11 protein-coding genes and 1 tRNA gene are annotated in these 12,471 nt (G+C 59.6%); 5 read left to right on the top strand and 7 right to left on the bottom strand.

Annotated elements, in window-relative coordinates; translation table 11 throughout:
• Window positions 1-53: 53 nt before the first annotated feature.
• From NKJ13_RS15530 to NKJ13_RS15510, 5 genes are all read right to left on the bottom strand, one after another.
• Window positions 54-1,109 carry a DNA polymerase III subunit delta' gene (locus tag NKJ13_RS15530; RefSeq protein ID WP_352736448.1) on the bottom strand — a complete coding sequence of 352 codons (1,056 nt, stop codon included), beginning with the start codon at window positions 1,107-1,109 and terminating at the stop codon, window positions 54-56.
• The gene (gene tmk / locus NKJ13_RS15525) at window positions 1,106-1,780 is read right to left on the bottom strand and encodes a dTMP kinase (protein ID WP_352736450.1); all 675 of its coding nucleotides are present in this window, start codon (window positions 1,778-1,780) and stop codon (window positions 1,106-1,108) included. Before tmk ends, NKJ13_RS15530 begins: the two co-directional genes overlap by 4 nt.
• 64 nt (window positions 1,781-1,844) lie before the next feature.
• The gene (locus tag NKJ13_RS15520) at window positions 1,845-3,005 is read right to left on the bottom strand and encodes a D-alanyl-D-alanine carboxypeptidase family protein (protein WP_352507397.1); all 1,161 of its coding nucleotides are present in this window, start codon (window positions 3,003-3,005) and stop codon (window positions 1,845-1,847) included.
• A gap of 101 nt (window positions 3,006-3,106) precedes the next feature.
• Complete coding sequence (locus tag NKJ13_RS15515; RefSeq protein ID WP_352736452.1) at window positions 3,107-4,330, bottom strand: septal ring lytic transglycosylase RlpA family protein; 1,224 nt, start codon at window positions 4,328-4,330, stop codon at window positions 3,107-3,109.
• A 271-nt stretch (window positions 4,331-4,601) separates the two neighbouring features.
• Window positions 4,602-5,486, bottom strand: a complete 885-nt coding sequence (locus tag NKJ13_RS15510; RefSeq protein WP_352777878.1) for a GNAT family N-acetyltransferase — start codon at window positions 5,484-5,486, stop codon at window positions 4,602-4,604.
• 307 nt (window positions 5,487-5,793) lie between these two features.
• Here NKJ13_RS15510 and NKJ13_RS15505 point away from each other — a divergent pair.
• Window positions 5,794-5,883: transfer RNA gene (locus NKJ13_RS15505), tRNA-Ser, on the top strand.
• Between the two features lie 1,247 nt (window positions 5,884-7,130).
• Window positions 7,131-7,427, top strand: a complete 297-nt coding sequence (locus tag NKJ13_RS15500; protein WP_352736456.1) for a hypothetical protein — start codon at window positions 7,131-7,133, stop codon at window positions 7,425-7,427.
• Between the two features lie 783 nt (window positions 7,428-8,210).
• On the opposite strand, the gene NKJ13_RS15495 is transcribed toward NKJ13_RS15500, so the two are convergent.
• Window positions 8,211-8,453, bottom strand: coding sequence for a helix-turn-helix domain-containing protein (locus tag NKJ13_RS15495; RefSeq protein WP_352736458.1), 243 nt, complete (start codon window positions 8,451-8,453; stop codon window positions 8,211-8,213).
• A gap of 167 nt (window positions 8,454-8,620) precedes the next feature.
• Between NKJ13_RS15495 and NKJ13_RS15490 the strand changes: the two genes are divergently transcribed.
• The 3 genes from NKJ13_RS15490 (at window position 8,621) to rimO (ending at window position 11,322) form a co-directional block, all read left to right on the top strand.
• The gene (locus NKJ13_RS15490) at window positions 8,621-9,028 is read left to right on the top strand and encodes a DUF930 domain-containing protein (protein ID WP_352736460.1); all 408 of its coding nucleotides are present in this window, start codon (window positions 8,621-8,623) and stop codon (window positions 9,026-9,028) included.
• A 171-nt stretch (window positions 9,029-9,199) separates the two neighbouring features.
• A complete protein-coding gene (locus tag NKJ13_RS15485) occupies window positions 9,200-9,859 on the top strand; it encodes a TerC family protein (protein ID WP_352508444.1) in 660 nt (219 codons plus the stop codon).
• A gap of 149 nt (window positions 9,860-10,008) precedes the next feature.
• Entirely contained in the window at window positions 10,009-11,322 is a 1,314-nt protein-coding gene (rimO, locus tag NKJ13_RS15480; RefSeq protein WP_352736463.1) for a 30S ribosomal protein S12 methylthiotransferase RimO, read from the top strand.
• A 65-nt stretch (window positions 11,323-11,387) separates the two neighbouring features.
• Here rimO and NKJ13_RS15475 read toward each other — a convergent pair whose 3' ends face one another.
• On the bottom strand, window positions 11,388-12,455 hold the full coding sequence (locus NKJ13_RS15475) for a BMP family ABC transporter substrate-binding protein (protein ID WP_352736465.1): 1,068 nt from the start codon (window positions 12,453-12,455) through the stop codon (window positions 11,388-11,390).
• Window positions 12,456-12,471 lie beyond the last annotated feature (16 nt).

Below are 12,471 nucleotides of genomic sequence, written 5' to 3'. Positions count from 1 at the left end.
CTGCGATTGATTGGGATCAATGCTCAGGGGCTTCAAAGCCACGCCAGCGGCCGTCACATTCGCATTGCAGAATTCAGGCGGTCGATCATGGTCAGGGCGTGCTGCTTTTTGTCGAGATTGTAGGTCTCGGTTTCAGATATAGCGTTCAAAGCCTCGTGCCAAGTATCCGACAGCGTTTTGGCCCGCGCGAGATCGCCGGCGAGCGCGGCCTGGCTGGCGCCGGCCGACAGCAGGTCGAGCGCGCGGCGATTGAATATCTCGAACGGGATTGCCTGGTCGCGGCCGGCGACCGCCTCGGCAAGACGGTAGGCGCCTGCGACATCTATCTTTTTGGACATCACCAGGGCATCGAGGGTCGCGGCGATTTCAAGCCCGCCATACTGCGTCAACAGGATCGCGTTGCGCGCGCTGCCCCCTGCCCGCTCCGCCAGCGCCGCGCGCGCCGCAGGATCCTCCGGTGGCGGCGGCTCGATGCCCTCCAGAACCGCCATCAAGCTCTTGGCATCGAGCGGGGCTAATCGCACCATCTGGCAGCGCGACCGGATCGTCGGCAGCAAACTGCCCGGCGCATGGACGATGAGGATGAACAAGGTGCGCGCGGGTGGCTCTTCAAGATTCTTCAGCAAAGCATTGGCAGCATTGGTGTTCATGTCGTCGGCGGGATCGACGATAACCACCCGGTAGCTGCCGTCGTGCGAGGTCAGTGACAGAAAGCGGCTGACCTTACGGATTTCGTCGACCGTGACCACTGTCTTGAAGCTCTTGGTCTTGTCATTCGCGGGGCGTGTAAGATGCAGAACCGAAGGATGTGCCCCGGTGGCGATCTGGCGAAACAGCGACGAAGCCGGATCTGGAACGGCAAGGCTTTCCAGCGCCTGCTCGAAGGCCGGGTGCTTCAACAGATGATGCGCCAGATGAAAGGCCAGCGTCGCCTTGCCTATGCCCACCGGTCCGGCAAAGATCAGTGCGTGCGGCAGCTTTCCCGAGCGGTAAGCGGTGGCGAGCATGTTGGCCGCCTGCGGGTGACCGACAAGACGCGGCGTCTCGGATGGCTCGGGCACCCCGTCCAGCGTGTTGTGCTGTTCGGGCGCGATGCGTTCGAAAATCATGCCGGCGCCACCTGCCTTCTTTGCGCCGGCATCATCCTCTCGAGAGCCGCGAAGACGATGGCGGTAACGATATCCTCCACGGTGTCGGGGTCGGCTGACGCATCGACGACGACGCAGCGTTCGGGTTCAGCTGCGGCGATCGCGAGAAACGCCTCGCGCCGGCGTTGGTGGATGGCCAATGTTTCCTTCTCGAAGCGGTCCGGTCCGTCACTGCTCCCCCGCCGGGCGGTAGCGCGCCTCAGGCCCTCGGCGGGGTCGATATCGAAGATCAGCGTCATGTCCGGCACCATGCCGTTGATGGCGACCTTCTCCAATGCGTCCATGAATGCCGGGTCGAGGCCGCCGGTGACGCCCTGGTAGACGCGTGAAGAATCCATGAAACGATCGCAAAGCACGACCGAACCGCGCTCGACCGCCGGCCGGATGACCTGTTCGACATGGTCGGATCGCGCAGCGGCGAAAAGCAACGCTTCCATCTTGGGGCCGAACGGCTCGGCTGCGCCTGAAAGCAGGACATGCCTGACCGCCTCCGCGCCCGGCGAGCCACCCGGCTCACGCGTCACCAGCACATCGTATTTTTTGGCGCGCATCTTCTTGGCCAGCCGCTCGATCTGCGTCGACTTGCCTGCTCCTTCGCCGCCTTCAAAAGTGATGAAAAATCCGCGCGCCAAAGCCTTTGTCCATACTTCGGGGACCGTATAGTCCGGGCGGCAAAAAAGGTCCACCGCGACGGTGCTAACGCAGCCAGCCGACGGCCAGTTCCTTGGCGGCGTCGAGCGCGCGCTGCGGCAGCGAACCGACACCGATCGACTCGGCGGCAAACAGCGGCGTCTCCTGGCTCAGAGTATCGCCGATCCAGACGCGCAGCGTACCGACCGGCTGCCCCTCCTCCACCGGCGCGGCAACCGGTCCGTCATAGACGATCCTGGCGGTGAGCTTGTCGCGGTTGGTGATCGGCAGGAAGATCTGCACCGGTCCTTTTGCCTTTAACGCGACTCCGGATTTCGCGCCGCCAAAGACCTGGGCTTCGCCAACCACTTCGTCCTTGGCGAATACTTCAGTCTTCTCGAAGGAGCGAACGCCCCAGTCGAGCAGCTTTCGCGCTTCCTCAGCACGCTCGCGGTCGTTTGCCAGGCCGCTCATCGCCGCGATCACCCTTGTGCCGTTGTGGCTGGCCGAGCCGACAATGCCGAACCCGGATTGCTCGCTGGCGCCGACCGCGAGCCCGTCGGCGCCTATATCCATGGCCAGCAGCGGATTGCGGTTCCTCTGGGAAATCTTGTTCCAGGTAAAATCCTTCTGGCCGTAATAGCGGTAGAGATCCGGGTAGTTGCGCCAGATATGCAGCGCCAGAAGTGCGAGTTCGCGAACGCTCGTTTGCTGCCCATCTGCCGGCAGACCGGTGGAGTTGACGAAGGTCGATTTCTGCAAGCCGATCTGGCGGGCACGCTCGGTCATCTGCGCCGCGAAGTTTGCCTCGGACCCCGCGATTCCTTCAGCGATGACGATACAGCCGTCATTGGCCGCCTGCACGGTCACGCCCTGGATCAGGTCTTCAAGCCGGATCGTCGACTTGAGTTTCGCGAACATAGTCGATGTCCCCGAAGGCGCGCCGCCCTTGCGCCAGGCGTTTTCGCTCACCACGAAGGTGTCGTCGAGCGTCAGGCGCCCCGATTTGATGGCGTTGAAGACCACTTCCATCGTCATCAGCTTGGCCAACGAGGCCGGCGGTATCAACCTGTCGGCGTCCTTGGAAAACAGCACGGTTCCGGTTTCGGCATCGATCATGAAGGCCTGCGCGGCCTTGGTCTCGAAAAGCTGTGCCGAGGCCGGCGCAAGCGAGAGCAGCAGCAGGCCGAGCGCTATAAGCCCAGTGAAAGGGCGAAAAAATTTCATCAGATTCGACCAGTGAGCCGGCGCTCTTGCACGTTGGCAGAAGCTATCAGGCTTTTGCCTGGCGGATCAATCGCGCACGAAAAAACCAGGCAACCCCGAGCTCAGTCGCGTACAGCAAGCGCATCGGGCGCACCATGCGACCACGCTGCCTGCAGCATCTCGTCCAGGCTGCCACGGCCGTCGGCATAGAGGTTGACCGAGTACCAGTCCTTGCCTTCAAGTTCCGAGCGCTGGATTTCGGTCTTGCCGAAGCTGGAAAGCTGGGTCGCCACCTGCTCGGCTTCGGCGGCATCCTCGAACGAACCCGCCGCGACATAGTCCGTGGGCGACTGGGTTGGAGGAGCTTGCCGCTTCCACGATTGAAGAAGCTCGGCGGGCGACATGCCGGTGTCGTCCAGCTCGGCAAACGCGTTGGAGGCGCGCTGCACGCGCTCGTCGGCGTAAGACAGCGACGCCATGGTGAATGGAGATTGCGCCGGCAGGTTGATCTCCGGACGCTCCGGCACGATCGGGCCGAAATCGGGCAGTACAATGTCTCCCGAAGCAGACGCTTGCACCGCTATGACAGGCCCTGCATCGGATCCCTGCCCGGTATTCGTCAGCTGACCGGGGAACGGCACGGCTGCAGCGCTCACCGCCAGGCTTGGCGACGGCCCATTCATGGCGACCATGATACCGCTGGGCAGACCGTCCGACGGATCCGGCGCCCTGTTGCCTGGACGATACGAAGCCATAAGATACTGCCCGTCATTGCCTTCGAGCGGCGCATGGCCGACATATTCGACCTTCACCTCGGCCGTACCGATATTGGCATAATCGAGCATTTCAGCAGCGCGCTTCGACACATCGATGATGCGTCCATCATGATAGGGTCCGCGATCGTTGACGCGCACGATCACCGAGCTGCCGGTCTTCATGTTTGTGACCCGCGCATAGCTCGGGAGCGGCATAGTCGGATGCGCCGCCGTCAGATCTGCCATGTCGTAGACTTCGCCATTGGCGGTCAACCGGCCGTGGAACGCCTCACCATACCAGGACGCTAGGCCAACCTTGGCGTAACGTTTGTCTTCCCTCGGATAATACCACTTGCCGCGCACCTGATAGGGCTTGCCGAGCTGGTTGCGCCCCCGAGACGTCTTGAACATCACGCGCGGGCTGGCTTTCACGCCATATTCGGCTTCGGAAAAATATTCCTTGGAGCGAGGTTTCTTGTTGACCATCGCCTTCTGCTGCGGCGCGGCACATGCCGCAAGAAACGCTGCCGACAAGGCAAACAGCGCGAAAGCGAAAGCGCGACGAAGACGCGGGCGCGCCGTGGTCTGCATATTTTGATTGTCCCCTATAGCATCGACGAAGGCACCGCAGCATAAACGTCAGCGATGCCAAAGCACCCACTCCAGAAACGCCGGCAACGCCCTACCCCAATGCTTTTGTGCGCAGGAATTGTTTATCACCGTATTAACCGATTGTGGTCGGAACCGGGCGAGATTGTGGCGCGGACCGTCTCGCCGGTCGGGATGAAGTCATCGCTTAGATCAGCAAAACGCCGTTCGTGGCGGGCTTTGAACCTCGCCTGGCGTGTCTGCGAGCGCAGACTCAGGGACCGAAGATCACGAGCTCGGTGAACGTCAGATCTCCAGGTGTGGGTGGTCTGGGACCCTTGAAGTATTTCAGCCCCTTGTTGGGGCGGTACCATCCCACCAAACCTGGAATCGGCTCCTTGGCGTCGACAAAGCAAACCAGGATTCCGCTTCGCAAGAGAAAGCGCCCCATGGCACCGGCGCAGCGGCTCAAATCCGCGAGCGAGCGGCAATAGATGACCTGATGGCACCGGATAAGACCGTGCAATATTCGGCGCGGCATCAACACCAGGGGGAACGCTGCTCCGTCGCAGATGCAGATCAACGACAGGCACCCCAGCGCGGCGTGTTCCGAGAGTATGTATCTCTCACTCTCGGACAGCATCGCCAGTTCCGGAAGATCGGGACGCACTTCGACCACGCGACATGACCGCGGCGCCGAATTTAAAGCCGGCAAGAAGGTAAATTGTCCGCTGGAGAAGAGCCGAAAGCCGAGCGCCCGGTTGGCTTTCAATGTCGCTTGCGCCGGCGAAATGTTCGTGTAGGTCACGTCCTTCCGCTTGAGAACCGCCGCAACCAACATGGCGCCATAGGAACGGAATTCTGCGTCGACTGACCAGCTCGAAAGATTGCAGCGGATTTCCTCGCTCTCCGACCCCTGGTAGCGAGCATAAAGGGTGAGCACAACGCCGACGATCCGATCGGCATGCTCCAAAGCAAAGCCATATTGTGGGAACTCGGCAACCGCAGGCCGCTTCGACAAACGGGTCAGAGCCCGGATCCAGTAACTTCGGTTACGCGCCGGAAAGCCCCTGCACAGACAATCGACCACTCCCTCCCAGTCGGTTTCGCGAATTGGTCTACAGCGAAGACCGGGCGGGAGAGCGCCAAGTACGGCCAAAATTCAACTCCAGAAGACGATTTTACTTACATGTGCCTAATGCGCCCAACATATCAGCGCGCAACGATTAATAGTCCGTGCGGGTTTTAAAAACGATTTTCCACACTCAGCACAAACAGCTCGCCATGACGCTGCTCACCGTCCTGGATCGCGCCGAAAGGTGCGGCCGCCACGGTTGACTTGGCGTTGAATCCAGCTTTACAGAAATGGAGCGCGAACCGATCGGGGAACGTCCTGGTGCCAATCCGGTACCGACAGCTCGAACCCGCTCCTCTCGCGATATCCTAAGTGATTGAAAAATCACCCTGGAGGGATGGCCGAGCGGTTTAAGGCACCGGTCTTGAAAACCGGCGTGGGTGCAAGCCCACCGTGGGTTCGAATCCCACTCCCTCCGCCACGTGCCTTTGAAATGCTTTGATAATCTGCATTTTAAGAGAGCTTGCGTACAAAACTAGGTGCAAGGCGACAATGCTGTTCTTCACGCCGAGATGGACATATGCTGCCTCGTTGACACGTACGAAGTTACCGCAGTTTGCGAGCTTGGTGCCTGTGCTGGGATATGCCGTGCTTTGGGGCGAATCGTTCCAAGACTTGGTGATGAAGTTCTCCCCCTCACTCGGACCTTCTCTGTTGTTCACTGTTTTGACACGTATCTACCTCCTTTACGTTGGAGGCGTAGTCATCCTGCTTGGCCTGGTGCTATTCTGGTTGGCGTGCCCGCGACAGGTGAGGATATACCGTAGCCGGCGGGACTACGCTGAAGCCGTTCAAGGCGACCAGGATGCTGACGAGTGTCTTCGGGCCGGAAAAGCTTTAGTTCCATTCCAGAAATTGATCGGGTTTGGAACCCAGAAGACGATCTACGGAATATTGGTGTCTCAGCAAGCGCTCGATGTGATTGAGAAGCAAGAAGGCGCGGTGACTTCGGGCACTGCGAGATCTCCGTTAACTTTTTACTATGAATTCCTGGATCGGAGACAACCCCTCTTATCGGTGCTGTGCTTGTGCCTTCTAGTATGCGGAGCGTGCCTGTTTTTGCTCCCAAGCTTTGAGGTCTTTCTGATGGCCATGAACCGCTTAGGCGCCCACTTTCTGGGTTGGCGATAAGGTAAAGAAAGAGAAAAGCCCGCCACCGTGAGGCAGCGGGCGCGAGTTTCGGGAGGTGTCTCAGGGGCAGCGTCCCCTTTTTGCCCCTCGACGAGGGTACGCCTCGCTGAGCTGGATAATAAGCTCGCGCCGGTTGAAGCTCTGCATATTCAAGCTGCGTGACTTTTCCGCCACAACATAAAGAAAGCCCGCCACCGAAGGCAGCGGGCTTGCGTGGTGGTGGAAAAGTTTTCCGCGACCTTTACAGCGAGACCAGAACTTCCTGAGACTTAAGATCATCGCCCCACATGTCCTCTTCGCTCTCCCCAGCCAAGCGACGACTCGTCGTCGGCGGTTTCCTCCAGATCGCAGTCCGCCGCCATGAGATCCAACGCCGTTATCAGGCGGCTCATGGCGCGGTCTAGGAGATCGTTCAGGCGCGTTTCACGTTCCGCTTATTCGCTGATTTCGTCAAGCCGCTCCCTTCGGGGGAGCCCGCTTGCGCGCGCTCGCCAGTTGCGCGATTCTGTCTCGGGGAAATAAAAAGGGGGAATTACTATGCCGCACATAGAACGCGTCGAGACCAGGAAGCGCGGTTTCTTCGGTATGATCTTCTGGTGGATGTTCCTAGCCTTCAACGCCCTGATGGGGTTGTGGATCTTTGCCGGCATCAAGGGGGCGAGCGAGCAATATCAGGCGACAACCGACGCCGCATCTCACGTCGGCACCGCGATCGGCGGCACCATTGCGGTCGGCGTTTTGCTGTGGATCTGGGTGTTCGGCGACATCATCCTCGGGTTGCTGGTGCTTCTGTCGCGAGGCAAGAAAGTGACGATCGAGCGGACCGTCAACTGATGGCCGGCATGGGCGCCTACCTGCTGTTGCGCTAGCGCTTCTTCACCTTCGGCGTGATTTCTCGATCCGGGCAGGTGGTCAGCCTACCATCTCCATCCTTGACATAGCCCTCCTTGGATGTATTCCACGCTATACCCATCCCAGTACACAGTGGGATCAGTGAAATTGCCACACTGCTGACATGGATCACCTTCTGCTATATATTTCTTCATCGCGACCTTTGCTTCCCCGCATGAGACAGAGGAAAATTGACTTGAGTCGCACGAAGTCGAAGAAAACTGCCCATTGCTCTTGTCTCTACAGAGAAATCTACCGGTAATGTAGTACTTGTATTTTGGGGATATCAAATTGGGCTGAGATTGTTTGTTCCGTATATTCGCGCGCCTGCACGATTGAGGAGTTCCCCAGCAGTACGGATTAATAACTTCCACCAGCGTTTTGGGTTTACCTACTCTGAAGCGCTTTGGAACCGGAAATTTCTCGATGCGCAGCCGGCCGCCTGGGGCGAAAGGCTTGCCTGGGCTAAGTATCCCTCCCCTGCTAAACGGCTTTTTCAAATTGAGCTTACTCATGCTGCTCGGGGTAAAGAGCAAGGAAACGGCTAGTGCAATCAAAATGCACGAAATCGCTTTGTGGATGCGCTTCATGATATCCCCCTGTTATTCAAATCTCTCCGCTCAGCATTTTACTCCTTTGGTAAAGAAAATAATACGGCAACACCGTTGACCGATTAAGAAGCGCGGCCTTGAGACAAAAGGGGATTCACATCGAATCCGGTTCGATCTAGAATCGGGCCATGGAAACGATCTTTGACGATCTCTCCCAAGCCCTCAGAGAGCCCCGCCAGGACGCTTGGCGGTCGCAAAGCGCCTCCAACCCCTCTTGCCTGTAGCGGTTGAAGATCTTGTAGCCGGTCTTGCGCGAGATCCCGAACTCCCGGCACACCGCGCTCATGCCTTCTCCGTCAAGCAGGCGAGCCACAAAGCGAAGACGTTCCTCCATCACCGAACACTCTCTCCACGGCATCAACACCTCCCGGCAAAAACCGAAAAGTGTTACCTATGTGTCCGGTACAAATCGTCACCTATGTCTCGGGCCGCTCACTCTTTATCCCGAAAGCAATCTCCCGGACTTGCATCGAGATGACCGGGACGCGAGCGAGCCCCCGATCGGATTGATTTTTGCGCCGAAATATGGTGCTTCTCCCGCCCATGAATAGGTTATTTTTTGCGCTCCTCGCATGGATGGCGCTGCCTTGGCCGGCCAGCGCGATGGACAGCGCATTGCGCGCCGGCCTGCTGAAACTCGATCCGCAAACCCGGCTGGAGCAGCGATGCGACGCCGAAATTCTCGACCGGATTACCCGCGACGACCGCAAATACAAAGCCGATCGTGTCGTCGCCTACGCTTTTGCGACGCCCGAAATGGGCGCCGATGCGATCAAGAGCCCGGGTGCTGCGTTTCGCAGCAAGGGACAATGGTACCGGCTGAAATTCAAATGCGAGACAGCGCCGGACCATATGGAAGTCCTGCAGCTCCGCTACCGGATCGGTGATGAAATTCCGGAAAGCGACTGGCCCAAATACAATCTCTATAACTAGGCATTCGCGACCTGTGGCCGCATTTTGCCGGTGTTTCGGGCCGATCGTCGCAAACTCTGTATATTGCCGACCTTGTTCCAACCAGTCCCTTGACGCGCGGGAACCATACACGTTAGGCCCTCCAGGCATTCGACGCGAACGGTCGGCCAACCAGCAAGGGACTTCCAGTCGATGGAAATTTTCACTGCCGCGGGCTTCTCTGCCCTGCTCCAGGTCATCGCCATCGACCTCGTGCTTGCAGGCGATAACGCCATCGTCATCGGCCTGGCCGCAGCGGGCTTGCCGGTCGAGCAGCGCAAGAGAGCGATTCTCATCGGCGTGGTGGCGGCAACGGTGCTGCGCATCGGTTTTGCCGCGATCACCGTCACCCTGCTGCAGATTGTCGGCCTGCTGCTGGCCGGCGGCATCTTGCTGCTGTGGGTGTGCTGGAAGATGTATCGCGAGCTGCGCACGTCGCATGCCGACGAGGTGGAGGCGACCGAAGCGCTGTCCAATTCCGATATCAACAGCGATGATATGGTGGCTGGCAAGGCGCGTAAGAAGACCTTGGGTCAGGCGGCATTGCAGATCGTCATCGCCGACGTGTCGATGTCGCTCGACAACGTACTGGCGGTCGCCGGCGCGGCGCGCGATCACTTCCAGGTGCTGGTGATCGGCCTCGTCCTGTCGATCGCGCTGATGGGCCTTGCCGCGAGCTTCATCGCCAAGCTGCTGCACCGCCATCGCTGGATCGCCTATATCGGCCTTTTGATCATCTTCTATGTCGCACTCGATATGATCTATCGAGGCGCGGTGGAAGTCTTCCCGCATGTCAGCAGTGCGGTGAGCTGACGCATCGACTCGAATTCGCATCGGCCGCGACTTCGATTTCGGCGAGCCTTCGGCGATGCCGGCGGTTGCGTTTCGCCGCAGCCGCTGCCCATACCAATGCGGCAACAACTGTGGTACTGCGCCGCCAATCCTGAATCCGGAAAAGCTTGATGTCCGCCCCTCGCGTCAGTTTCGTCAGCCTTGGATGCCCGAAAGCCCTTGTGGATTCGGAGCGCATTATCACCCGCCTGCGGGCCGAAGGCTACGAGATCGCCCGCAAGCACGACGGCGCCGACCTTGTCGTCGTCAACACCTGTGGCTTTCTCGATTCGGCCCGCGACGAATCGCTCAACGCTATCGGCTCAGCACTTTCGGAGAACGGCAGGGTTATCGTTACCGGCTGCCTCGGCGCCGAGCCGGACGTCATTCGTGAAAGACACCCCAACGTCCTCGCCATCACTGGCCCACAAGCCTATGAAAGCGTTATGGCGGCAGTGCATGAGGCAGCACCGCCGAGCCACGATCCCTACGTCGACCTTTTGCCGCCGCAAGGGGTCAAGCTTACACCGCGCCATTATGCGTATCTCAAGATTTCGGAAGGCTGCAACAACCGCTGCACCTTTTGCATCATTCCGGCGCTGCGTGGCGACCTCGTATCGCGGCCAGCCGCCGACGTGTTGCGCGAAGCCGAGAAGCTGGCCAAGGCCGGGGTCAAGGAGATCCTCGTCATCTCGCAGGATACCAGCGCCTACGGCATCGATATCAAATACCAGACCAGCATGTTCGGCGACCGCGAAGTGCGGGCGAAGTTCCTAGATCTATCGGAAGAACTTGGCAAGCTCGGTGTCTGGGTGCGCATGCACTATGTCTATCCCTACCCGCATGTCGCTGACGTCATCCCCCTGATGGCCGAAGGCAAGATTCTTCCCTATCTCGACATTCCGTTCCAGCATGCCTCGCCGCAGGTGCTGAAGAACATGCGCCGGCCCGCTCATGGCGAAAAGACGCTCGAGCGCATTCGCAGCTGGCGCGACGTCTGCCCGGACCTTGCCATCCGCTCCACCTTCATCGTCGGTTTCCCCGGCGAGACGGACGACGATTTCGAGATGCTGCTCGACTGGCTGGACGAGGCGAAGATCGACCGCGCCGGCTGTTTCAAATACGAGCCGGTCAGAGGCGCCCGCTCCAACGAGCTCGGCCTCGAGCAGGTGCCGCAGGAGATCAAGGAAGCCCGCTGGCACCGCTTCATGCAGCGCCAACAGAAGATTTCGGCAACGCAGCTCACCAGGAAAATTGGCAAGCGACTGCCGGTCCTGATCGACGAGGCGCATGGCAATTCGGCCAAGGGCCGGACCAAATACGATGCGCCTGAAATCGACGGTTCGGTCCATATCCAGTCGCGGCGGCCACTGCGCGCCGGCGACATCGTCACGGTCAAGATCGATCGCGCCGACGCTTACGACCTCTACGGCTCGGCGGTCTGAGATCACTCAGTCCGAAATGAAAGGGCGCCTCGCGGCGCTCTTTCGTTCGGTGTGCTTCCGGTTGCCTACTGCGGCAGCTTGTCGTCGACGCCCTTCACGTAGAAATTCATGCCGAGCAACGTGGCGTCGTCGGCGACCTCGCCCTCCTTCAGCCAAGGTGTGCCGTCCTGCTTGGCGATCGGCCCGGTAAAGGGGTTCCAGCCGTCGGCGATCTTCTTGGTGGTGGCTTCGGCCATCGCCTTGACGTCGTCGGGCATGTTGGTGAACGGCGCCAGCTTGACGGCGCCGTCCTTGATGCCGAGCCATACATTGTCGGGCTTCCAGGTGCCGTCGAGTGCCGCCTGGACCCGGCTGATGTAGTACGGGCCCCATTCGTCGGTCAGTGCGGTCAGCTGCGCGTGCGGTGCGAACTTGATCATATCGGAGGACTGGCCGAAGCCGTGCAGCTTGCGCTCCTCCGCCACCTGCAACGCAGCGGTCGAGTCGGTGTGCTGGACGATGATGTCGGCGCCCTGGTCGAACAATGCCTTGGCGGCGTCGGCTTCCTTGCCCGGATCGAACCAGGAGTTCACCCAGACGATTTTGGCTTTGAAGTTCGGATTGATCGACTGTGCGCCTAGCATGAAGGAATTAATACCCATCACCACTTCCGGGATCGGGAAAGAAACGATGTAGCCGGCGACCCCCGACTTCGATTGCTTGGCGGCGATCTGACCAAGTACGTAACGGCCTTCATAGAAACGCGCATTGTAGATGCCGAGATTTTTGGCGGTCTTGTAGCCAGTGGCGTGCTCGAACATCACCTTGGGGAATTTTTTGGCGATCTTCACTTCCGGGTCCATGAAGCCGAAGGATGTGCCGAAAATGATCTTGCATCCCTCGCGCGCCAGGCGCTCGAAGGCGCGGTCGGCATCGGGGCCTTCGGAGACGTTTTCGAGATAGGCGGTCTCGACCTTGTCGCCGAGTGCCTTTTCCACCTCGAGGCGGCCCTGGTCGTGCTGGTAGGAGTAGCCGAAATCGCCGATCGGGCCGGTATAGACCCAGCATGCCTTCAGCTTGTCCGTCGCCTCAGCTGAGGCCGCCAGCGACAATGCGGCCGTCGTCGCCAGCAGGGCAATAAGCAGTTTTTTCATTTTGTTACCTCTCTGA

Origin of the sequence: Mesorhizobium sp. M0174 (genome assembly GCF_040322275.1) — a bacterium.
In the GTDB taxonomy this organism is placed as follows: domain Bacteria; phylum Pseudomonadota; class Alphaproteobacteria; order Rhizobiales; family Rhizobiaceae; genus Mesorhizobium.
This window is presented reverse-complemented; position numbering and strand designations above follow the sequence as displayed.